The sequence below is a fragment of the Candidatus Flexifilum breve genome, assembly GCF_016713355.1.
In genome coordinates this window covers 486,090-508,444 of record NZ_JADJPI010000037.1, presented here as the reverse complement: position 1 = coordinate 508,444, position 22,355 = coordinate 486,090, and the positions used below count along the sequence as shown (strand labels likewise).

Genomic DNA, 22,355 nt, shown 5'->3' with positions numbered 1-22,355 from the left:
TCACCATTGACTGAAGACCGTCCCGCGCTGGGAAACGTCGCAGCCCAATGCAGGGATGGGGTCAAACGTCATGCCGCAATCATGATGTGGTACGCGCGCTGTTCCGAACGACAAGCCGACGAACCTGACGAGCACCATCCCAGAGCAAACTCAGGGTCCACGCGGCGAACACCGCGCCGTTGACCGTCGCATTCAGCATGCGGGCGCTGTCCAGTGTTCCTGCGGGCAGCCACGTCGCCGGGTCGATCAGTACATCGTGCAGCGCCATGTTAAAGCATGCTGTCACGCTGATGACGATGGCCAGCGGCGCATAGCGTCGCGCAGCGCTCGCCGCGATCACCAGCAGGACGACCGTCGGGTACAGGTAATTTTCGTGCATTTCGGTTGAGAGCATGTAGAAGGCGAAGCCAATGTAAGCCGCGGCGGCGAAACGCTGGGGCAGCGCCACCGAGCGGAACAACACGAGCTCATGCGCCGCGCCGAATGCCAGCAGCCCGACCGTGCGCGCGCTCAAGTCAGCCAGCACGGGCTGGACGTCGGATTGCCATACATCGCCGCCGCTGTACAGCCACCATACGTTATGCGCGTTAGCGGCCAGCACCGGGAACAGCCCGACCGTGTTCCGCAGCGCGCGCAGCGCATTGGGCAGCGTGCCCGCCAGCACGTATGGCAGCCAGATCAGCGCGGTGGCGAGGGCGAACCCAACCGCAAATGTGAGCAGGCGCTTCCAATGAAGCGGGCGCAGCAGCCACCAGCCGATCAGCGGCAGAAAGGCCACCGTCTGAAACTTGAAGAACACCCCCGCCGCCAGCGCCGCCCCGGCGATCAGCAGGCGTTCGCGCTGCAGGGCGAACAGCGCGATCACCACGCACAGCGCGTAGAACGCATCGCCGAACATGCCCCAGTAAGCGCTGGTGTACAGGATCGCCGGGTTCAACAGGAACGCGGCCACCGCCACCAACGCCGCCCGCCGGTCAACCGTCTTGCCTAACCCCCAGTACAGAGTCGCAGCCAAAAGCATTTCGCATACAATGGGAAAGAGTTTGAGCAGCGTGTTGAGTTCGGGCGTACCGAGCGCGAACGTCGGGGAAACAAACTGGCGGTAGATGAGCCCAACCGCATTCAGCATTACATGATAGAATGGCGGATAGACCCCTTCATCACGGTTGAAAATCCCGGGGTCGTACATGTGGGGATACCCAAAACGCACCGCCAACGCCGACATGCGGCTCCACCCATCAATGTCGCCGGGATACCCCGGCATGGACGCGAAATAGAGACGCAGCGCCAAGCCCAACGCCAGCAGGCCGAGCAGTATCAGCCCCGCATGCTGGTTAATCCACGACTGGCGGGGCGCAACCGGAGGAGCAGCAGCGAGTAGACCATTCATCAAGATAACCTTCCGTCCGGCGTCACGAAACAAGCTTTAGACGCCGTAGATTGTAGTCAGTTCTGGTGAATTATCTATCGAGACAACGAACACTTAAGCAAATTTTTTGCAAGATTCACGCTATGGCAATATGCACAGTAATTCACAAAGCCACAAGAAATGTGTTAGAATATGAAAGTTTTCTGAATAGAGTTGCTTTTTTTCATGCTCGACGGGTTTGTACACATTAGTACGAACGTGGCACAAGTTATGCCAACTGAGACGGAGGCAAGAAGCTGTCGTGTTACAGGAACTTCTGAACCGGGCTGACCAGCGCGGGTACGTCACCTTTGAAGATGTGCTTGAAGTGCTGGATGAGGATGGCGACGATGTAAACGCCATTGAGACTATTCTCTACGAGCTGGATGAGTTGGGCATCGAGTTACGCCAAGAAAGCGAACCCTCGGACTCGTTTATTCTGGCCGAAGAGGGGGAAGCAGAGTTCGAACCAGAAGAAATCCTGCAAGACCCGACGGTCGGCGACATCAGCGCAGTCTCGGCTGATGATCCGGTCGGGTTATACTTCAGGCAGATGGCGCAAGAGCCGCTGCTCACCGCGCAGGAAGAAATCGAGCTGGCGAAGCGCATCGAACTGGGCAAGCAAGCGCGTGACACCCTGTCGCGGCTTGGTTCCCGCGAAATGTACAGCGACGCGTGGCTGGCGCATCTCGAAAAGCTCGTGAGCGATGGTCAGGCCGCCCGGGAACATCTCGGTCGGGCCAATACCCGTCTCGTCGTCAGCATTGCCAAACGGTATATGGGTCAGGGTTTGCCCTTCCCCGATCTGATTCAGGAAGGCAATGTTGGTCTGATGCGCGCAGTCGATAAATATGATTACCGCCGCGGTAATCGGTTTAGCACCTACGCGACCTGGTGGATTCGGCAGGCAATCACGCGGGCGCTGGCGCAGAAAACGCGCACCATCCGCATTCCGCTGCACATGACCGAACGCATCCGCCAGATGTACCGCACCGCTCAGGGATTGGAACAGTCGTTGGGACGCCGCCCGTCACCGGAAGAAATTGCCGGCGAGATGGACCTCCCCGCCGACACCGTCCGCGCGATGATGGACGCCAGCCAGCACGCAATCGCGCTGGAACGCCCGGTCGGCGATGACGGCGACAGCGAATTCGGCGACTTCATTGAAGATCAGGACTCCCCCTCCCCCGTTGAATCAGCTACCCAGCATTTACTGCAAGAAACCATCGAAGAAGTGTTGAGCGAACTCACCCCGCGCCAGAGCCATATTCTCCGTCTCCGCTTTGGTCTCGGTGGTGGTGAACCGCACACCCTCGAAGAAATCGCCAATAAATTCGGTTTGAGCCGTGAACGCATTCGCCAGCTTGAGAAAGAAGCGCTGCGCCGTTTGCGTCACCCGCGTTTGGCTCACAATTTGCGCGATTATCTGGGCTAGAAACACGTCTCCACAATTGCATAACTGGTCAAAACCGGGCATTGATGCCCGGTTTTTGCGTCTGGATCTGTCGCCTGACATCGTTTTGACTGTACACTGTGAACTGTCAACTGTGAACGGGTAACACATGTCGGATACCGATCAACTCAAGAAACGCAACCGCGAGCTGTCGATCCTCAACACCATCGCCGAAGCGCTCAACCGGGAAGTCGATCTCTCCCGCGCGCTGGAGGCGGCGCTCAACAGCATCGCCGCGCTCTTCAACGTGCAAACCGGGTGGATCTGGCTGCAGCGAGAGGACACGGGCGCGACCTATCTCGCCGCGGCGCTCAACCTGCCACCGGGGCTGCAAAACGATCCCGCCAGCATGGAGGGCAACGACTGCTACTGCCTCGAAAAGTACGCGCTCGGCACGTTCGACACTGCCGCCAATGTCAGCATCATCACCTGCACGCGCCTCAAGTACCTCTCGACCGACCGCTCCGGCGGGCTGCGCCACCATGCCAGCGTGCCGCTCTACCATCATGATCGGCGCGTGGGCGTGCTCAACGTGGTCAGCGCGGATTGGAAAGAGCTCTCCGACGACGACCTGCGCCTGCTCAACACGGTCGGCGGCATGGTGAGCATTGCCATCGAGCGCGCCCGCCTGTTCGACCGTTCGCTGGAACTCGGTGCGGTCGAGGAGCGCAACCGCCTCGCGCGCGAAATCCACGACACGCTGGCGCAGGGTTTGGCGGCGATCGCCTTACAGTTGGAGACCGCTGATGCCTTCATGCATCTCGAAAAGATCGAAGAGGCGCACGACGCGGTCATGCGGGCGCTGACGCTGGCGCGCGCCAATATGGAGGAAGCCCGCCGCTCCGTGCTGGATTTACGGGCTGCACCCTTGGAAAAACGGTCGTTCTGCGAGGCGCTCGAAGCACTAGTGGAGCAGTTCGGCGCAGAGTCCGGACTGCGCACCAGCGTCGAGTTGATCGGCGGGCAGCGACCGCTCCCCGTGCGCATTGAGGCGGGGTTGTATCGCATCGCGCAGGAAGCGCTGACCAATGTCGCGCGCCACGCCGACGCCACCCAGATCTTCGTTGTGTTCACCTCGCAGCCGGAGAAAGTCGAACTGGTCATCGAGGATGACGGGCAAGGCTTTGACCCGACCGCCCTGCCCAAAGACCGCTTCGGGCTGATCGGTTTGAACGAGCGCACGCGTCTGCTCGGTGGCACGTTTGAGGTGTCCACACAGGCGGGCGAAGGGACGACGCTCAAAATCACCTTACCGTTGGAGTCCAGAACATGAGCATACGGATACTTATTGCCGACGATCATCCGGTCGTCGTGGATGGCCTCGCCGCGATCCTCAGCACGCAGCCCGATTTTGAAGTGATGGCGCGGGCCGCTAACGGGCGCGAGGTGCTCAACCTCGTCGCCGCCGCGCCGCCGGATGTGCTGCTGCTCGATCTACAGATGCCCGAACTGGACGGCGTACAAACGCTCAATGCGCTGCGCGAACGCGGGCAGGAAGTCCCCGCGATTGTCTTCACGGCCTTTGACACCGATGAACGCATTTTGAGCGCGGTGCAAGCCGGAGCGCAGGGATATTTGCTCAAGGGGGCGCCGCGCGAAGAATTGTTCAATGCGATTCGGGTGGTCTACGGGGGTGGGTCACTCTTACAGCCGATTGTCACCTCGAAGCTGCTACGGCGCATCACCGAAGCACAGCATCCGCAGACCGAAGCGCTCTCCCCGCGCGAACGCGAAGTCCTCACGCTGATGGTGCGCGGCCTCCAAAACAAGGAAATTGCGGCACAGTTGGTGATCAGTGAACGCACAGTGAAATTTCATGTGAGTTCAATTCTGGCCAAACTCGGCGCGGGGAATCGGACTGAGGCTGTGACGATAGCGCTACAACGGCATCTGGTGGAAAACGTTTAGAGAGACGCTTACATACGTTAAGATGCGAGGAAGCTGTTTAGTATCGGGAACCAAGGTGGTTTGATCAAACAAAACAGCGCGCCCAACCCATAATGAGGTTGGCACGCGCCGAAATTCAGCGGATAGTCGTCTAACGCAAATAGTCTAGGCAGGCAGCGATGCGACCCGCGTTCGTGTCGGACAGCCGCACCGTCGCAACGGCCAGACCGGGTGAAGTACCTGAAACTCTGCTCTAGCGAACGGCGACCGACTGCGCTTCGACAGTCGCAGCGGCGAGAAGTTCGGCCGTGGCTTCTTCTTGCATCCGGCTGGTTGCACCCAGGATACGCGCCAGAATCAGCGTTGCGGGGATGGAGGCCACAAACCAGATAGTGATGATAGTGAGAAGAGTTTCCATTGCTGTTGTCCGTTCACCAGAATGATTAACACTTGGCTCTAAGTTAGCATGGGTCTCTATTTTGAAGCATTGAGATTATTGAATATTGACGGAGATCGAATAGAACTATCGTCATGTTCTGGCCGTGAGTTTCTGCCTGTAATCGCTCATCATTGCTCAAGGTTGACACAATTAATCGACAAATAGATAAATGACTGTCTAACCAAGTCTTCAGAATTCCTTACTTCAAACCATTCTCTAACCAACGATTGAATACACAAGTCACAACTTTATATCAATTCCACCTCTATTCAGCCCGCGAATCAGCTTGGTGCGCGCAGTTTTGAGGGTGGGCTCTGCTTTTACGTTCGCAATTGTTGCCCGCCCCTTGACTATTTCCATTTTTGGAAATATACTCATTTACGGAAACATAGAGGCGAGCTGATGTCCAGAATCGATTTACTGCTCCACCCGATCCGCATTCGGATCATCATGGCGCTCGGCGGCCAACCGCTGACGCCGGGCCAGATCGCGCAGGAGATCAGCGATGTGCCGCAGACCTCGCTCTACCGCCACATCAACGCGCTGCTCGACGGCGGCATCATCCGTGTGGTCGACGAGCGCCCGGTGCGCGGCACGGTCGAGAAAGTCTACGCGCTGGTCGAAGGCGCGACCCGCATCCGCGCGGATGAGCTGGAAGTTGTCAGCGACGAGGATCATTTGCGCTACTTCATGGTCTTCCTGTCGTCGCTGCTGCAGGACTTCTCCAGTTATCTGGAACGGCATCAGGGTGAAACCAACCGGATGGATGATTCGGTCTATGCGAAGACCGTGCTGCACCTGACCGACGACCAGTATCATCAGCTCACCGAGCAGTTCCGCTCACTGGCACTGCCCCACGCCGCCGCCCCGGACGAAGACCCCACCGCGCCCCCCAAACGGCGCTACACCTTCGCCCTATTCAGCATTCCCGAAGACTAAACAGACGAGGACAGCACATGGAACTGTATATCAAGGAGAGCGGCACGCCGGGCGCGCCGACGCTATTGTTTTTGCATGGCTCCGGCACGAGTGGCTGGATGTGGGAAGCCCAAACGCACGCGTTAGCCGATTTCCACTGCCTGAATGTCGATCTGCCGGGACACGGCCTCAGTAATCAGGTCGAATGGGTGTCGATGGCGGACACCGCCGACCTGATCGCGCCAATCATCCGTGCGCGGGCCACGGACGGGCGGGCGTCGCTCATCGGTTTATCGCTGGGCGGCTATGTAGCGCTGCATGCGCTCGGCAAATACGCCGACTGCATCGATCATGTCGTGGTGAGCGGAGTCACCGCCGCACCGCCCCCGCTCGGAGCACTGCAGCGTCTGCAAATCAGCCTCATGTACCGCTTCATGAAAAGCCCCTGGTTTGTGCGCGCACAGGCAAAAATGATGTTCTTGCCGAATGACGTGGCTGATCTCTATACCGAAAGCATGCTGGCGATGTCCCGCGTCGCCTTCAAGCGCATTCTCGCCGAGCTCTATGTGCTCAAGCTGCCGGATTTGCGCCACATTCCCGTACACACGCTGGTTGTGGCGGGGAGCAAAGAGCTGAAAGCGATGGTCGAGAGCGCCAGCCTTATCCCCGGGCTGATGCCCAACGCACAGGGGCGACTCGCGCTGGGGCTGCATCACGCGTGGAACGGCGAAAATCCGGAACTCTTCACGGCGATGATCCGCGCCTGGGTCAGCGGCGCGCCCCTGCCAGAGGCGTTGCAGCGCGTCACCCGGTGACGCGGGCGCGTATCCGCCCATACATGGCCTGCTGATCTTCGTTGAAAGTTGCGCCGGGCAGCGTAGGCAGCAGATCCAGCGCAGCCATAAGCGCGGCGCGGATGCTAATTGCATCCAACGACGGCAGCAACGCAGCAAACTGCACCTGAAGCACGGGATCGGCCTGAGCATCAAACGTATGAATGGGGCGAATCGCGCCCCGTTCGAGCGCGAACAACTCCATGCCGAGCAAGCGCACGCGGCTCAAAAGATCGAGCGCCATCCACAAGCGCCCGCGCCGCAGCGCGATGTCCGTTTCCAGCACATAGCGGAGAAACGCATTGATTTTAGTCTCTGGGCTTTCGGCAATGCGCTTTTGCAGATTGAGTAAACCTGCACCTTCCAAAGCTGTTTGATCCAACAGGCCGTGGAGCGCCCGCGCCGTATGGAGGATATTCGGATTCGTATCGGCGAGCGCGTGATAGCGAATCGAAAACTCGACCAGCGACGGCAGCAGCACATCACCTTCGTCGCCGTGCGCGATGATGAGAGCCCCGGGTTCCAGCGCCGCCGCCAAGCCCGCCAATTCTTCGGCTACGTCGATAGAGACGTCATCGGCCAGCACAATGTCGAGATCGAGGTCGGAGTACGGATCCCACGTCCCCGCCGCCAGCGATCCGAACAGCAGCACCGCACGAATGCGGGCGTCGTCAGCATAGTGGCGCACAATCGCCGCAAGCACCGCCTGCTGGTGCGGCAGCCCCGGTAGTAAGCTCATGCTCGTTCCTCCATGCTAACCCACGGAGCGGAAGCCGCCAGCACCGGCGTCCGCGCGACATACCAGCGGAGCAAAATTGGCGCGATCACTGTCGTGATCAGGATGACCAGCACGATCTCGGGGAAAAGATCGGCAGGAAGCAAGCCGGTCTCCAGACCGAGCGTCGTCAGCGCCAAGCCGACCGCCCCACGCGGGATCATGCTAATGCCAACATGCAGCCCCTCCCGCACCGTGAAACCCCCGAGGCGCGCGCCGCCCCCGCATCCGACGATTTTGCCCAACACTGCCGCAACCAGCAGCGCCACGGCTAGCGGCAGCGTCCCCGCGTCAAAGGCGCGAATGTCCGTGCGTAGGCCAATGTTGATCAGGAAGACCGGGATGAAGACCCCTTCCGCGACGGCGCGAATCCCCGTTTGCAGCGTGGGACGGCACGAAGCGCGACCGAGCGCAATTCCGGCGATGAACGCGCCGAGGATCGGCGTCATTCCACCAACCGCATCCGCCGCCCATGCATACAGGAACATCACGCTCAAGCCGAAGCCGAGCGTCACGCCGGGAATGTTGAAATTCTCCAGGAAGTTGAGGAGGCGCGGCAGCACCAGCCAACCGATCAAGCCGGAGGCGGTCAGGTAGACGGCGAAACGCAGCAGAATGCCAGCGAGATCCGGGCTTTGACCGAAGCTGATCAGGAAGGCGAGCGCCAACAAAACGAGTACATCGTCGATCATCGCCGCGCCGAGCAGCACGACGCCCTCTTTGGTGCGAATGAGGTTCATCTCGAAGGCCATCTGCGTCGCGACGCCGTTACCAGTCCCGGCTAAGGCAATCGCAACGAACAGCGAGACGGGAAAGTCGAACCCCGCCAGCAACATGATCGGGGTGACCAACACCATACTCAGAATGACGCCCAGCCAGCCGCTCAGAATGATGGGTCGGCCGTACTCGCGAAGCTGCGCCGGGTCGATTTCAGGCCCGCGCTGAACACCAGCAGCAAAAAGCCGATCTCAGCGAAGGCGCGAATGGCGGTATCCGTCTCTGGCGGAAAGCGCGCCGACAAATTGACGCCGCCCGCGCCGAGCAGCGCCCCGGCGATCAATGCGCCGACCATTGAGGTTTGCCCCAAACGGCGGCTGATCAACCCGGAAACTTGAGCGACCACAATCAGAATGCTGAGCGCGATAAACAAAGGGGTCATGGCATCCTCTCTGAACCTCCGCTCATTATAACTGTACAGAGGTACAGTCCGGAAACCCGCCCTCTGTCCGACGAATTTGGTCACGCCTTGCCCTATAGTAGAGACAATTCGAAATGTAGACCAAGAGGGAACAGCATGGCAGCGAAAGTAGCAATCATCACCGGGGCGAGCCGCGGTTTGGGCGAAGTTGTGGCGCGGTTTCTCGCAGGTCAGGGCTACGCGCTCGTGCTGACCGCTCGTCACGCCGAACCGCTCCAAAAGGTCGCGCTGGCGCTGAGCTCGTTCAATGTGCCTGTGCAGACCGTGGTCGGTGATGTGGCCGATGCGGCACACCGGGCGACAGTGATCGAAGCGGCTCATGCGCTCGGTGGGTTGTCCGTGCTCGTCAACAATGCGTCGGATCTCGGCGTATCGCCCTTGCTGCCACTCGCCGATTTCCCGCTCGACGCGCTGGAACGCGTCTTCAAGATCAACGTGGTTGCGCCCATCGCGCTAACACAGGCAGCCCTGCCCGCGCTAAAAGCCAACGGCGGCCTGGTCATCAACCTGTCGAGCGACGCGGCCAAAGGCGGCTACCCGACTTGGGGCGGCTATGGCTTGACGAAAGCCGCGCTCGATCTCGCCTCGCTGACGCTGGCGAACGAACTGAGCGACGCGGGCGTGAGCGTGGTCAGCGTGGATCCGGGCGACATGCGCACAGTGATGCATCAGGATGCGTTTCCCGGCGAGGACATCTCCGACCGCCCTTTGCCGGACGTGACCGTGCCGTTCTGGGCGTGGTTGTTCGGACAGGATCGGGCGGCGGTGAGCGGCGGGCGCTACGCGGCGCAAGCGCAGAATTGGGAGGCAGTCAATGAAACGGTCTGAGTTAGTTTTCGAGCGGCCGTTAGCCTTGCAGGCGACGCAGCCCGCGGAAGTCCGCGGCGTCCCGCGTGATCATGCGCGCCTGATGGTGAGCAGCGAGCGCGGTCATGCGCACACGCGCTTCACCGAACTGGCACACTACCTGCGTCCCGGCGATCTCGTCGTCGTCAACGACAGCGCGACGCTGCCCGCCAGCCTGCCCGCGACCAGCGCCGAACTCGGCACATTTGTAGTGAGCCTGGCGACCAACTTTGGCAATGGCACATGGCTGATCGAGCCGCGCTGGAGCACCTCGCAGCCGGGGCCGCTACCCGTGACAGCAGGCATGCAAATTGAGATCGGTGGCCTTCCCGCCCGCCTGATCGCGCCCTATCCCGGCCTACCGCGCCTGTGGTTCGCGCAGGTCGATGGCGATGTGCGCGCAGCGATGGGGCGCGTTGGCGCACCGATCCGCTACGGCTATATCAACGAGAGCTACCCGCTCGCGACCTACCAGACGGTGTTCGCAAGCGTGCCCGGCAGCGCGGAGATGCCCTCGGCCGCGTACCCGTTCACCGAGCGCGTGGTGAACAGCCTGCGGGAGAACGGCGTCGGAATCGCGGCGATCACTCTGCATACGGGCGTGAGCAGTCTCGAAGTCGAAACGGACGTGGTCGAGCAGCATCCCATGTACCCCGAGCCCTACCATGTGAGCGCCAGGACGGCCAAGTGCGTGAATACGGCGAAGCGTGAAGGTCGGCGCGTGATCGCGGTCGGCACGACGGTGGTGCGCGCGCTGGAAACGGCGTTCAACGGGCACGAAGTCGAACCGTCACGCGGGTTCACCCGCCTGTACATTCATCCGAAGCGCGGCGTGAACGTCGTCGACGGTTTGATCACGGGCATGCACGACCCGGTGACGAGTCACCTCGCCATGCTCTACACCATCGCCGGACAGGACACGATCCGCGATGCCTATCACGAAGCCGTGCGCGCGGGTTACCTGTGGCATGAATTCGGCGACAGCCACCTGATTCTGCCGAGCGACCGCCGAGCGCTGCCCGAAATCCGCTGGATCGAACGCACAGCATAAAAGCTTCGGTTCACAGTTTACAGTTGACAGTTTTCAGTAAAGGCCTCTTCTGACTGTTAACTGATAACTGTCAACTGTGAACTCACCTCCTCTTCACGATCAGGCTGCGAATTTACATGTAGAATTGAGACTCTCAACGTTTAGGTGGTTCAGGAATTGAACCCTCATGACCCATTGATAACGAAATTGGTACGTTAATTCCTCAAAACACCCCTTGATTTTCATCCCCAAGGTGGGTGTATAATCCTCCATGCGCGATCAGTTACAAGGAGGCGCAGCTTTTGAATTACCAAGCACTCGATCTCAAAGCAACAGTTTCATCCAACCGGCTCGTCGGGTTGTGGCGGATGCTGGCTGGCTTTCGTCGTCTGTACGCAGGCGCGATGCTGGCTCAGGCGCTGTCGGCGGCTGCCAAGACGGGGACCCTCCTCATCTTGCGCTACCTCGTCGATGATGTGCTGATGCGCGATCAGATTCTCGGAGCACTGGTCTTGATCGCCTTAAGCTTCATCGCGATGGCAGGCATTGAAGCGGTGTTCACCTATTTGAGCGGTCGTTGGGCGGCGCAAACAGCCGAAGGGATAGTGCTGCGTCTGCGCAACTACCTGTTCGACCACTTGCAGCGCCTGACTTTTCGCCTTTCACAGCAAAATGCAACCGGGGAATTGATTCAGCGCGTGACTTCTGATGTGAACCACATTCAGCGGTTCTATTCGGAACAGGCCATTGGCCTCGGGCGCATCGGCTTGCTGTTCACGATCAACTTCACCGCCCTGCTGGCGCTCAACTGGCAGCTCGCGCTGTTCTCGGTGATCGTCGTCCCGGTGATCGGCGTGGTGTCGCTCATCTTCTTCCGCCGCATCTCAAAGGCGTACGAACGCCTGCAAGAGCAGGAAGGCACGCTCTCCGCGACGCTGCAGGAAAACCTGACGGGCGTCCGCGTCGTCAAGGCATTCGCGCGGCAGGATTACGAGCGCGCCAAGTTTGAGAAGGAAAATCGGGAGCACTTTGACCGCGGCGTGAAGTTCATGCAGGGACACGCGACCTATTGGCCGCTGACCGACATGATGAGCGGTTTGCAGCAGCTCTCCGGCTACGTGGTCGGCGCAATCATGGTCATGGACGGGACAATCACGGTCGGCACATACGTCGCTTACATCGGCCTGATCATCTGGATCATTGAACCGATCCGCGGTCTCGGGCGAATCATCGTGAACATGTCGGAAGGTCTGGTGAGCTACGACCGCGTGGCGAAAATTCTGCGCGAAGACCGCGAACCGATCACCGAAGGGTTGTCCAAGCTGGATAAGCCGCTGGAAGGCAACATCGCCTTCGAAAGCGTCGGCTTCCAGTACGAACCGGGTCAGGTGGTGCTGCAGGACATTACGTTCACCGTCAAGGCGGGGAGCTCAGTTGCCCTGCTCGGCTCGACCGGGTCAGGCAAGACGACGCTGGTCAACCTGCTGCCGCGCTTCTACGATTATACGGCGGGGCGCGTGACGCTGGACGGCGTGCCGATCAGCCTGATTTCGCGGCAGTTCCTGCGCTCGAATATCGGCATTGTGGAGCAGGAACCGTTCCTCTTCTCCCGGTCGATCCGCGAGAACATCACCTACGGGGTCGGGCGGCATGTCGACGACGCAGAGGTGATCGCGGCGGCGAAGGCGGCGGACGTGCATGACGTGATCATGTCGTTCCCGGACAACTACAACACGGTCGTCGGCGAACGCGGCGTGACGCTCTCCGGCGGGCAGAAGCAGCGCGTGGCGATTGCGCGCACGCTGCTCAAGAACCCGCGCATCCTCATCCTCGACGACTCCACGTCGTCGGTGGACACGGAGACGGAAGCGAACATCCGGCAGGCGCTGGACGAACTGATGGAAAACCGCACGACGTTCATCATCGCGCACCGCATTCAGAGTGTGATGAACGCCGATCAAATTCTGGTGATGGACAAGGGGCACATCGTGCAGCGCGGCACGCACGACACGCTCGTCAATCAACCGGGCATCTACCAGCAGATTTATGATCTGCAAATGCGTATCGAGTCGGAACTCGAAAAGGAGCTCGCCAATGTCTGATTTTGGTGGCTACGAAGAAGAAGACTATAAAGCAAAATTCAACGGGCGTGTGCTGATCCGCATTGTCAGTCAGCTCCGCCCGCACCTGAAAGCGACGGCGGGCTTTCTCGTCGCGGTGAGCACCATGTCGGTGATCGGCATGATCCTCACTTACCTGAGCAAGCTGATCATCGACGAGGCGATCATCCCCGGCGACCGGGAACGTCTACTCGAAATCGTGCTGGTCTACGGCGTGCTAATGGTCATTCAGGCCGCGTCGGTCTACATCTTCATTTATCTGACCGGGAAGCTCGGTTGGCAGGTGATGTACGACATGCGCACCGCCCTGTTCGACCACCTGCAGAAGCTGTCGATCAGCTACTACAACAAGACGCCCGTCGGCTGGATCATGTCGCGCCTGACCTCGGATACCGAACGCATCGCCGACCTGATCACGTGGGGCATGCTCGACGTGACGTGGGCGATTGTCAACATGATCACCGCCGTGTTCTTCATGATGTCGATCAACTGGCAGTTGGCGCTCGGCGTGATGCTGGTCATCCCCGTGCTGGTCGTGATCGCCGTGTGGTTCCAGGCGCGCATCCTCGACGAATACCGCGAGTCGCGCAAGGCGAACTCGAAGATCACGGGCGCGTTCAACGAGAACATCACGGGCGTGCGCGTGGTCAAGGCGCTGGGACGTGAAGCGGAAAACCTGCGCGAATTCGGCGTGCTGACGGATACCATGTACCGGGCATCGTTCAAAGCGGCGTGGCTGTCGGCCATGTTCCTGCCCGCGGTGCAGTTGGTGAGCGCGTTCGCACTCGGCGGCATCATCTACTATGGCGGCATGCAGATCGACCTCGGGTTGATGACCGTCGGCGGCATTCAGGCCTTTATCAGCTACGTGACCTTCATGCTGTGGCCGGTGGCCGACATGGCGCGCGTATTCGCCTCGATGCAACACGCGATTGCCTCGGCGGAACGCACGTTCGCCCTAATGGACAGCCAGCCGTCGATTGTCGATAAGACCAACGCGGTGGACCCCGGCACGATTGCGGGCGACATCGTGTTCAATAACGTGCAGTTCTACTATGACGACGAAGTCGACAAGCCGATTCTGCGCGACTTCAACCTGACCATCAAGCGCGGTGAAACCATCGCGCTGGTCGGGCCGACAGGCGCGGGCAAGTCGACACTGGTCAACCTGATCTGCCGCTTCTTTGAGCCGCGCGGCGGCACGCTGAGCATCGGCGGCATCGACTACACCGACATGACGCAGCACGCGATCCAGTCTCGCATCGGCATGGTGCTGCAAACGCCGCACCTGTTCAGCGGCACCATCCGCGAGAACCTGCGCTACGGCCGCCTGGACGCCACCGACGCAGAGATCGAAGCGGCGGCGAAGCTGGCGGGCGCGCACGAATTCATCACGACGCTGCCGAAGGGCTACGACGAAGAAGTCGGCGAGGGCGGTAACCTGCTTTCGGTCGGGCAGAAGCAGTTGATCAGTCTGGCGCGCGCGGTACTGGCCAAACCGGAACTCTTCATCATGGACGAAGCGACGAGCAGCGTGGACACGCTCACCGAAGCGCTAATCCAGAAGGGGATGGAAACGCTGATGCAGGGGCGCACGAGCTTCATCATCGCCCACCGTCTGAGCACCATTCGCAAGGCTGACCGCATCCTCGTCATCGAGAACGGCGGCGTGAGCGAACAGGGTTCACACGCCGAACTACTCAAGGCGCGGGGTCATTACTACCGCCTGTACACGCAGCAGTTCCGCCGCGAACGCGAGATCGAACTCTCGCCGGAGATGGCCGCGGATTAACCTCACCTCCTAGCCCCCTCTCCGGGCGGAGAGGGGGAACTAAAAACGCGGTGATCGCTTGATCGCCGCGTTTTTGTTTACAATAGAAGCGTGTCTTCCAGCAGAGCCCCGAACTATGCCAAAACAGAAATTCCGCGAAATCCAACCCAGCGAAATCCGCGAAGCGCGGAAGTATCTCGCACTCGAGACAACCGAAGTCTTTGCCGAACTCGACGATGCTGTGCGCCCACGCACAGGCTGATGTTTTGAGCGACCTGTCTAGCGCTGCTGCGACGCCCCCTCAACTCAGAATTTGATCTGATGAAATTCCCAGAAGCGGCGGAAGAGCATGAACGGGCTGCCCGTTTCCTGACTAATCTGCATTACGCCATGCTTCAATACCCGAACCGCTGTGCAGAACTACAGACCATCTTGAGCACCGCCAAATCGGAAGAAGAGAGGGTCGCCTACCTGGGTAACTGGTTGTTTGAGGAAGCCTCTGATTTCCGCGATTTCGACCGCATTTGTTTCTGGTTTCGACTGCAATCTACAGGCTCGGCGTGCACACCTTCTTCGTCTGCCCGGAGCAAACGTAAAGGGCGCAGCATCTGCTGCGCCCCTCCGCTAACGGCTAATTGCTAACGGCTACCCGCTAGTCGAAGACATCGAACATCTCTTCGAGGAAGTTTTTCTTCTTCTTGGGCGGATACTGCCCCGGCGGGTATTGATTCGGCGGATACTGACGGCGATAGTCATCATCGTCGTAGTCGTGATCGCGGTAATACTGGTCGTTCTTCGGCTTCTCGCCGAGCGGGGCTGGGGCGCGAGGCGCTAACCCTTGCGTCGGCGCAGCGGCGGCCTGCGCGTCATACCCCGCCGACCGTTCGATGATCTTGTCCAGCTCACCCCGGTCGAGCCACACGCCGCGGCACTTCGGGCAGTAGTCAATTTCGATTCCTTGCCGATCCGCCATCACCAGCGGGGTTCCATCAATCGGGCATTGCATCGTGTGTTTTCCTTCTCTCTATTGGCAACGCTACCGCGTCCCAGATACACAACTGTTTTCGTAGGGACGCCATGCATGGCGTCCGAGGTCGCCACTTCAAGTCCGCGGACGCGACAAATCGCGTCCCTACTCTATGATACAAATGTTCTGATTTATACCTCACCAAATTCATTTTGCTTGTCTCCCCTCTCCTCTTTTCGGAGAGGGGCTGGGGGTGAGGTTGAGTTGGCGGACGCGCCGTTGCGCGTCCCTACGCTGTATCGACTTTCCCTGCTTGCCTCCTCTCTCCATCCGGAGAGGGGTCGGGGGTGAGGTCGTCTCTGCCCCATGAACCTCGTGAGGAAGGGAGGAGAGAGGAAACTCCCTCTCTCCCGGTTTGGAGGTGCCTACGCTTCGATGAAGGATCTCCGCGTAGGCGAGACATGGGGACTGCTTGGTCAAGCGGACGGTGCTGTGGGCCGCCGCTTTAGGTATCAGAGTTACTTGAGAATGCCGCGCCGCATGAGCAGCTTTTCCAGTTCCACGCCCCAGAACACGACCGTGCTCAGCACCAGGCAGATCAGCAGTTGGTCGAGGGTGAGCGGGTTGGTATTGAACAGGTTGTTGAAGAACGGCGTGTAGATGGCGATCAACTGCAGGACAATCGTCACGATGACCGCGCCGATCAGCAGGCGGTTGCCCGCCAGCCCAACCGTGAAGATCGATTCGCGGTGCGAGCGCAGCGCGAGCGCGTGACCCATCTGCGCGATGGTCAGGAAGATGAAGACCATCGTATTCCACGCGGGCGCGCCATTGGCCGCCGTGATGTTGTTGGCGAACGCCCAGTAGCCAAGCGCCACGCCGGAGATGCCGAGCAGCGCGCCGACGATCACGATATGACGACCGAGGCCACGCCCGAACAGGCTTTCATTCGGGGCATACGGGGCGCGCTTCATGCCGCCCTTTTCGGCCTGCTCCACGCCCAGCGCCAGCGCGGGGATGCCGTCAGTAATCAGGTTCATCCACAGGATTTGCAATGTCGTGAGCGGCAGCGTCATCCCGGCGATCAACTGGGTGGTGAGCAGCACGATCAGTTCGCCTGTATTGCTCGCCAGCAGGTACTTGATGAAGCGGCGCACGTTGTCATAGATCGTGCGGCCTTCTTCAACGGCGCTCACGATGGTGGCGAAGTTGTCATCGAGGATCACCATATCGGACGCTTCTTTGCTGACCGCCGTCCCGGTGATGCCCATCGCCACGCCGATATCACTCTTCTTGAGGGCGGGTGCATCATTCACACCGTCGCCCGTCATCGCGGCGATATGCCCCTTCGTTTGCAGCGCCTGCACGATGTTCAGCTTGTTTTCGGGCGACACACGGGCGTACACCGCCACGTTTTCGACGACGTTCTCCAGATCGGTCTGGCTCATCTGATTGAGGTCATGCCCGGTGAGCACCTGATCGCCCTCTTTGGCGATGCCCAACTCGCGGGCAATCGCGTAGGCCGTCAGCGGGTGGTCACCCGTGATCATCACGGGGCGGATGCCCGCCGTCTTGGCGACCGCTACGGCATCCTTCACTTCCTTGCGCGGCGGGTCGATGATGCCGACCATACCGACGAACGTCAGGTCGATTTCAACCGTCTCCGGGTTGATATTCGCGGGCAGTTCGGTCAGGTGACGGAAGCCCATGCCGAGCACGCGCAGCCCGTTCTGAGCGAGATCGTTGGTCGCATCTTCGATGCGCCGCCGCCATTCCGCGGTCAGCGGCACCGCCTTGCCCTCATACCAGACGTGCGTGCTGCGATCGAGCATGGTATCGACCGCGCCTTTGGTGAAGGCGACATAGTCGAGCGGACGCAGGTTGAGCAGTCGCGCCACATAGCCTTCGCTGTCGCTGAGCGTCGCATTCGCTTCCAGCGTGTGGATGGTGGTCATGCGCTTGCGATCCGAGTCGAACGGCACTTCACCCACGCGAGGGAAGACACGTTCCAGATGCGGCTTAACCAGCCCATAGTTCGCCGCCGCGACGAGCAGAGCACCTTCGGTCGGGTCACCAACCGTTTTCCATTCGCCGGGCTGCACCTGTTCGAGCGCCGCGTCATTGCACAGCGCGTCACCAGCCAGCAGCACGGCGTGCGCCGAATTGCCGCTGCCATCGGTGATCAGGCGGGCCATGCCCACCGCGACAGCCTCGTCCATCTTCGCACGGCTGCCCGCCACGTCCATCACGGTGACGGTCATCTTGTTTTCGGTGAGCGTACCCGTCTTGTCCGAGCAGATCGTAGTGACCGAGCCGAGCGTTTCCACCGCGGGCAGCTTGCGGATCAAGGCGCGGCGGCGGAGCATGCGCTGCGCACCGAGCGCCAGCGCAATCGTCACCACGGCGGGCAGACCTTCCGGCACGACCGCGACCGCAATCGCCACGGCGTTGAGCAGCACATCCTGAATGCTGTCACCTGCGATCAAGCCGACGACAACCGCAATGCCCATCACGATCAGCGCCGCGCGGATCAACACGCCGCCCAGTTCATCCATCCGCCGCTGCAAAGGCGTCTTTTCGCTCTCCACACCCTGAATGAGTTCGGCGATGCGACCGAGTTCGGTCTGCATCCCCGTCTCGACGATCAGCGCCGTACCGCGTCCGTAGGTGACGGAGGTGCCCATGTACACCATATTCGAGCGGTCGCCGAGCGGCGCTTTCTCGTCGGCAATCACGCCGGGCGCTTTCTCGACGGGCTGCGATTCGCCCGTGAGCGCGGCTTCCGCGACGCGCAGGTTGGCGCTTTCCACGAGGCGCGCATCCGCCGGAACGATGCTGCCCGCTTCGAGCAGCACGAGGTCACCGGGAACCACGCTGCGCGACTCAATGTCGCTCACGCGACCGCCACGGCGCACACGCACCAGCGGCGCCGACATTTTCTTGAGCGCGGCCATCGCCTGCTCCGCGCGGTATTCCTGCACGACGCCGAGGATCGCGTTCAGCACCACAATCGCACTGATGGCGATCACGCTGTCGGCTTTGCCGAGGAATGCCGAGATCACCGCCGCGAAGATCAAGAGCAGCACGAGCGGATTGGTAATCTGTTCCCACAGAATCGCCCACGGGCTTTTGAGTTTCTTCTCGACGAGTTCGTTTGCGCCATACTGCGCGAGACGGGCGGTGGCATCCTGTTCGCTGATGCCATTGGCGAGGTCTACATTCAAACGACGGACAACGGCGTCGGTATCGACCGTGTGCCATGCCCCTTGAGTATTCGTTTGTTGGATTTCCGGTGCTTTCACAGCCATGTTCTCTCCGGTGAACCGCGTCCGCGCTGTTCGCAGGGGAGCGGGATAAAATAGTTTGTCGTGATTTAAATTATCATGATCAGCGAAATTACTTACCCCAAGAAAGTGGGGGGAGAGGATGAGTAGTTCGTGAGGGGAAATCAATGGTGGGGTAAAACGGATTACCGGGTAGGAACAGCCCAAATTCAACGAGCAGGCTCAACCATGAGGCTCTCTACGCTCGATCAATGATACCGGAAGCCTCGCGCGCAATTTTCAAAACGCCGGACAATGAGCTTGATACATCGTCTGGGAAATTATCTGTCTGTAGTGAAGCGCCTGAAATCTGGTGTAGGGGCAGACCTCTGGCACTTGCGTAATGATTTTCGAGATACATAGGTAAGGAGCTCGTGCGCCGAGTCCCTACGAGAAACCTCAGGAGTATTCTGACTGCTTCTTACAGCGTGTTGTGTCCGCGCAAGCCCGCCAGCGTCTGGTCATCGACTGCAATGACAAAGGAGGTCATGTCCTGAATCAAAGCGATAATGCCTGCTCGTGGGCCTTCGCGCCATTCTGCGCTGCCATAAAAAGCATCCTGACTCTGTTGACGGTCTTCCAAACTCGCGTAGGAACGCATGAGATAGTAGGAATCCTCATCGTGGAGTGATGGGCCATAGGCCACCACATCAACCCGCCAACGTTGTAACATCGGCAGCGACTGGTCAACAAACAACGCGTGAAATGCAGCGCGCGTTCCCGCTTTCAAGGTATACGAACGGATTTCTAGAGTTCGAGTCATGTGCTTGATGCCCGTCCAAGGCCGAGGAAGCGTTCGAACCAGTCGTGCCGCCACGCCTGCCGCAGAATCAGCGCCCAGGTGAGAACGGCCAGCCCGATAATCAGATAGTCGGTCGGTTTGAGCACGATCAGCTCGAAGAAGCGGCGCGCGGGTTCGTACACGTTGAAGACGATGAACGCGAGGAAGCATCCAAGCGCCAGATAGGTGGGCCGCTTGTCGGGACTCAGCACATCGCCGCCCACAAAGAAGGGATGCGGCGGCTCGACGAAGATGATCAGCATGAGCCCGGCAAGCGTCGTGAACGTGGTCAGCGCCGTCCGCGCGACGATGCTGGCCGACTCAAACCGGAAGTCGTCAACAGTGGCGATGTCATAGGCGATATTGGCATACGTCTGGAACTCGCGGATGTCGTCCGGCGTCACTTCCACATTGAGCGTCGCGTTGAAGGCGGCGATGAAATAGCCGACGTACAGCAGCAGCGCAAACACAAAAATGCTGATCGCCGCTGGAAACACAAAATGCGTCACCGAGCGCAGCAAGCGCCCGTGGACACGCCCCGGTCGCGCCCACGCCGCCAGCGCGAAGGTCGGCACGCCGACGGTGAGCAGCGTCAGCAATGAGACATGCTTGGGCACATACGGGAAGCCCGCGTCCACCACCGCAATCGACAGAATCAGCAGCGACACGTACAGCGCGCGCGTGAGGAACAGACGTAAAATGTCCTGCATGCCGTTGATGATGCGCTGCCCTTCAAGGAAGGCGGGCGGCAGCGCGCCAAACGAGTCGTTGAGCAGCACCATATCCGCGACGCCGCGCGTGGCCGCGCTCCCGCTTTGCATAGCAATGCCAAGATTCGCCTTCTTGAGCGAGAGCACATCGTTGACACCATCGCCGATCATGGCGACGTACGCGCCGCGTTTGATGAGTGAATCGACGAGCTTTTCTTTCTGCTGCGGCGTGATACGCCCGAAGATCGTCGCGTCGTGCGCTGCCTGTTCGAATTCGGCATCCGTCATCACGGCCAGTTCCGTGCCGGAGACCGCCTGCAAATCGCCGACGAAGCCCGCTTGCTTGGCCAACGCCGCAACGGTGTACGGGTTGTCGCCCGAAATCACTTTCAAGCGGATGCCCGCTTCCGCAAAGCCTTGCAGCGTCTCTTTGAGCTGCGGGCGCAGTTCGTCGGTGAAGGCGATCAAACCGAGCGGGATCAAGCCGTCCGGCAGCGCGGGCTGTTCGGTCGCGTTGTAGAGCGTCAGTCCGTCGGGTTGGTGCGCGAACAGCAGCACGCGCAGCCCCTCATTCGACCAGCCTTGCACTTGCGCCGAAAATTCGTCGCCCGGACGCAGCGACGGCGCGATCATCTCGATGGCGCCGAGCACGTACACACCGCGCATGGCCGGATCGTCAAACGCGAGCGCGCTCCACTTGCGCGCCGACGAAAACGCGACTTCGGCCACCACGTTGCGCTTCTCGCCGGTGAGCGCCGCCGCAATCGCCTCGCCCGTTTTGTTCTGCGAGCTGGCGCTGTGTGCGAAATCACCGAGCGTGGCGCGGAGTTGATCGTCCGGCAAGGTGATCGGGTGGACGGTATAGAAATTAATCTTGTTGGCCGTGAGCGTGCCCGTCTTATCCATGCACAGCACCTGTACATTCGACAGGGACTCAACGGAGTTCGACTGCTGGATCAGGGCGCCGCGCTGCACAATGCGGAGCGCGCCCATTGCATACGCGACGATCACCATGAAGAACAGCCCGTTCGGCACGAGCCCGGCAATCACGGAGGCCATCTGCACACTGCGAATGAGCGGAATTGAGTACAGGATCACCGAGATCAGCAGCAGAAAGCCGATGAACATGGCGATACCCATCAGCAGGCGGATGACGAAATCCACGTCGCGCTGGAGCGGCGTCTTGACCACGCGGAAGGCCCGCGCGCTGGCCGTCAGCTTGTTGGCGAAGCTCTCCGCGCCGACCTGCGTCGCCTCGTAAATCGCCTGCCCGGTCACGGCGAAACTGCCGGAGAGCAGTTGATCGCCGGACTGCTTAGGGATGAGGTCACTTTCGCCCGTGAGCAGCGATTCGTCCGCGTCGATTTTGCCGTCGAGCACCTTGCCGTCGACGACAATTTGATCGCCCGCGCGCACGACAATCGCGTCGCCGATCACCAGTTCAGACGGATCAAGTGTCTTTTCGACGCCGTCGCGGATGACCGCCGCTTTGGGGCGCGTGAGCAGCGCGATCTGGTCGAGCTGGCGTTTCGCCCGAGCTTCCTGATACACGCCGATCACAACGTTGAGTAAAATTAAGCCGACGCTGACGACCGCATCGCCGACGCGTCCCAGCGCCACCAGCACCGCGCCGATGCTGAACAGCACGATATTGATGAATGTGAACACGTTCTGGCGCAGAATATCGACGTAACTACGCCCGGTTTGCAGTTTGACGTTATTCCCCTGCCCCCGGGCGCGCCGCGCCGTGACTTCGCTTTCAGATAACCCGCGTATGGAATTGACCGCCGCCATGATGCCCCCTTCGCTGCGTGGTATCGTGTATGGATGTTAAGCGGAGCCCAGCAAAACGGCAAGTTCAGGCTAATCGCCGCTATCCACCTGTGATCAGTTGTG

Annotated in this window: 17 protein-coding genes and 1 pseudogene; 10 read left to right on the top strand and 8 right to left on the bottom strand. The window is 60.1% G+C overall.

Going from position 1 to position 22,355, the window contains the following annotated elements; translation table 11 throughout:
* Window positions 1–79: 79 nt before the first annotated feature.
* Window positions 80–1,390: a putative hexosyltransferase gene (locus IPK17_RS33300; RefSeq protein WP_343422031.1), complete on the bottom strand. Its 1,311-nt coding sequence runs from the start codon at window positions 1,388–1,390 to the stop codon at window positions 80–82.
* 280 nt (window positions 1,391–1,670) lie between these two features.
* Here IPK17_RS33300 and IPK17_RS33295 point away from each other — a divergent pair, with 280 nt between their 5' ends.
* The 3 genes from IPK17_RS33295 (at window position 1,671) to IPK17_RS33285 (ending at window position 4,769) form a co-directional block, all read left to right on the top strand.
* Entirely contained in the window at window positions 1,671–2,843 is a 1,173-nt protein-coding gene (locus tag IPK17_RS33295; protein ID WP_343422030.1) for a sigma-70 family RNA polymerase sigma factor, read from the top strand.
* A gap of 127 nt (window positions 2,844–2,970) precedes the next feature.
* Complete coding sequence (locus IPK17_RS33290) at window positions 2,971–4,134, top strand: GAF domain-containing sensor histidine kinase (protein ID WP_343422029.1); 1,164 nt, start codon at window positions 2,971–2,973, stop codon at window positions 4,132–4,134.
* On the top strand, window positions 4,131–4,769 hold the full coding sequence (locus tag IPK17_RS33285; protein WP_343422028.1) for a response regulator: 639 nt from the start codon (window positions 4,131–4,133) through the stop codon (window positions 4,767–4,769). The genes IPK17_RS33290 and IPK17_RS33285 overlap by 4 nt, the downstream gene beginning before the upstream one ends.
* A 232-nt stretch (window positions 4,770–5,001) precedes the next feature.
* Here the strand turns inward: IPK17_RS33285 and IPK17_RS33280 are convergent, their stop codons facing one another.
* Window positions 5,002–5,166, bottom strand: a complete 165-nt coding sequence (locus IPK17_RS33280; protein ID WP_343422027.1) for a hypothetical protein — start codon at window positions 5,164–5,166, stop codon at window positions 5,002–5,004.
* Between the two features lie 423 nt (window positions 5,167–5,589).
* Here IPK17_RS33280 and IPK17_RS33275 point away from each other — a divergent pair, with 423 nt between their 5' ends.
* On the top strand, window positions 5,590–6,126 hold the full coding sequence (locus IPK17_RS33275) for a helix-turn-helix domain-containing protein (RefSeq protein ID WP_343422026.1): 537 nt from the start codon (window positions 5,590–5,592) through the stop codon (window positions 6,124–6,126).
* A 17-nt stretch (window positions 6,127–6,143) separates the two neighbouring features.
* Window positions 6,144–6,920, top strand: coding sequence for an alpha/beta fold hydrolase (locus tag IPK17_RS33270; RefSeq protein WP_343422025.1), 777 nt, complete (start codon window positions 6,144–6,146; stop codon window positions 6,918–6,920).
* On the opposite strand, the gene IPK17_RS33265 is transcribed toward IPK17_RS33270, so the two are convergent.
* Entirely contained in the window at window positions 6,910–7,677 is a 768-nt protein-coding gene (locus tag IPK17_RS33265) for a nucleotidyltransferase domain-containing protein (protein WP_343422024.1), read from the bottom strand. The genes IPK17_RS33270 and IPK17_RS33265 overlap by 11 nt on opposite strands.
* A pseudogene (locus IPK17_RS33260) lies at window positions 7,674–8,785 on the bottom strand (cation:proton antiporter). Before IPK17_RS33260 ends, IPK17_RS33265 begins: the two are co-directional and overlap by 4 nt.
* Window positions 8,786–9,007: 222 nt before the next feature.
* Between IPK17_RS33260 and IPK17_RS33255 the strand changes: the two are divergent.
* From IPK17_RS33255 to IPK17_RS33235, 5 genes are all read left to right on the top strand, one after another.
* On the top strand, window positions 9,008–9,739 hold the full coding sequence (locus IPK17_RS33255; protein ID WP_343422023.1) for an SDR family NAD(P)-dependent oxidoreductase: 732 nt from the start codon (window positions 9,008–9,010) through the stop codon (window positions 9,737–9,739).
* The gene (locus IPK17_RS33250) at window positions 9,726–10,808 is read left to right on the top strand and encodes an S-adenosylmethionine:tRNA ribosyltransferase-isomerase (protein ID WP_343422022.1); all 1,083 of its coding nucleotides are present in this window, start codon (window positions 9,726–9,728) and stop codon (window positions 10,806–10,808) included. The genes IPK17_RS33255 and IPK17_RS33250 overlap by 14 nt, the downstream gene beginning before the upstream one ends.
* Before the next feature lie 281 nt (window positions 10,809–11,089).
* Window positions 11,090–12,889, top strand: coding sequence for an ABC transporter ATP-binding protein (locus tag IPK17_RS33245; protein WP_343422021.1), 1,800 nt, complete (start codon window positions 11,090–11,092; stop codon window positions 12,887–12,889).
* Window positions 12,882–14,699, top strand: coding sequence for an ABC transporter ATP-binding protein (locus tag IPK17_RS33240; RefSeq protein WP_343422020.1), 1,818 nt, complete (start codon window positions 12,882–12,884; stop codon window positions 14,697–14,699). Before IPK17_RS33245 ends, IPK17_RS33240 begins: the two co-directional genes overlap by 8 nt.
* 115 nt (window positions 14,700–14,814) lie before the next feature.
* The gene (locus IPK17_RS33235) at window positions 14,815–14,940 is read left to right on the top strand and encodes a hypothetical protein (protein WP_343422019.1); all 126 of its coding nucleotides are present in this window, start codon (window positions 14,815–14,817) and stop codon (window positions 14,938–14,940) included.
* 390 nt (window positions 14,941–15,330) lie between these two features.
* Here IPK17_RS33235 and IPK17_RS33230 read toward each other — a convergent pair whose 3' ends face one another.
* The 4 genes from IPK17_RS33230 to IPK17_RS33215 all read right to left on the bottom strand — a co-directional run bounded on the left by IPK17_RS33230 (window position 15,331) and on the right by IPK17_RS33215 (window position 22,253).
* Complete coding sequence (locus tag IPK17_RS33230) at window positions 15,331–15,684, bottom strand: TFIIB-type zinc ribbon-containing protein (protein WP_343422018.1); 354 nt, start codon at window positions 15,682–15,684, stop codon at window positions 15,331–15,333.
* Window positions 15,685–16,163: 479 nt separating this feature from the next.
* On the bottom strand, window positions 16,164–18,953 hold the full coding sequence (locus tag IPK17_RS33225; RefSeq protein ID WP_343422017.1) for a cation-translocating P-type ATPase: 2,790 nt from the start codon (window positions 18,951–18,953) through the stop codon (window positions 16,164–16,166).
* A 436-nt stretch (window positions 18,954–19,389) separates the two neighbouring features.
* Window positions 19,390–19,731: an NIPSNAP family protein gene (locus tag IPK17_RS33220; RefSeq protein ID WP_343422016.1), complete on the bottom strand. Its 342-nt coding sequence runs from the start codon at window positions 19,729–19,731 to the stop codon at window positions 19,390–19,392.
* On the bottom strand, window positions 19,728–22,253 hold the full coding sequence (locus IPK17_RS33215; protein WP_343422015.1) for an HAD-IC family P-type ATPase: 2,526 nt from the start codon (window positions 22,251–22,253) through the stop codon (window positions 19,728–19,730). The genes IPK17_RS33220 and IPK17_RS33215 overlap by 4 nt, the downstream gene beginning before the upstream one ends.
* Between the last annotated feature and the right edge of the window lie 102 nt (window positions 22,254–22,355).

Excerpts from the sequence above, each read along its gene's own strand:
- IPK17_RS33300 (WP_343422031.1), bottom strand. The coding sequence starts at position 1,390 with ATGAATGGTCTACTCGCTGCTGCTCCTCCGGTTGCGCCCCGCCAGTCG.
- IPK17_RS33290 (WP_343422029.1), top strand. The coding sequence starts at position 2,971 with ATGTCGGATACCGATCAACTCAAGAAACGCAACCGCGAGCTGTCGATC.
- IPK17_RS33285 (WP_343422028.1), top strand. The coding sequence starts at position 4,131 with ATGAGCATACGGATACTTATTGCCGACGATCATCCGGTCGTCGTGGAT.
- IPK17_RS33280 (WP_343422027.1), bottom strand. The coding sequence starts at position 5,166 with ATGGAAACTCTTCTCACTATCATCACTATCTGGTTTGTGGCCTCCATC.
- IPK17_RS33275 (WP_343422026.1), top strand. The coding sequence starts at position 5,590 with ATGTCCAGAATCGATTTACTGCTCCACCCGATCCGCATTCGGATCATC.
- IPK17_RS33270 (WP_343422025.1), top strand. The coding sequence starts at position 6,144 with ATGGAACTGTATATCAAGGAGAGCGGCACGCCGGGCGCGCCGACGCTA.
- IPK17_RS33265 (WP_343422024.1), bottom strand. The coding sequence starts at position 7,677 with ATGAGCTTACTACCGGGGCTGCCGCACCAGCAGGCGGTGCTTGCGGCG.
- IPK17_RS33255 (WP_343422023.1), top strand. The coding sequence starts at position 9,008 with ATGGCAGCGAAAGTAGCAATCATCACCGGGGCGAGCCGCGGTTTGGGC.
- IPK17_RS33250 (WP_343422022.1), top strand. The coding sequence starts at position 9,726 with ATGAAACGGTCTGAGTTAGTTTTCGAGCGGCCGTTAGCCTTGCAGGCG.
- IPK17_RS33240 (WP_343422020.1), top strand. The coding sequence starts at position 12,882 with ATGTCTGATTTTGGTGGCTACGAAGAAGAAGACTATAAAGCAAAATTC.
- IPK17_RS33235 (WP_343422019.1), top strand. The coding sequence starts at position 14,815 with ATGCCAAAACAGAAATTCCGCGAAATCCAACCCAGCGAAATCCGCGAA.
- IPK17_RS33230 (WP_343422018.1), bottom strand. The coding sequence starts at position 15,684 with ATGCAATGCCCGATTGATGGAACCCCGCTGGTGATGGCGGATCGGCAA.
- IPK17_RS33225 (WP_343422017.1), bottom strand. The coding sequence starts at position 18,953 with ATGGCTGTGAAAGCACCGGAAATCCAACAAACGAATACTCAAGGGGCA.
- IPK17_RS33220 (WP_343422016.1), bottom strand. The coding sequence starts at position 19,731 with ATGACTCGAACTCTAGAAATCCGTTCGTATACCTTGAAAGCGGGAACG.
- IPK17_RS33215 (WP_343422015.1), bottom strand. The coding sequence starts at position 22,253 with ATGGCGGCGGTCAATTCCATACGCGGGTTATCTGAAAGCGAAGTCACG.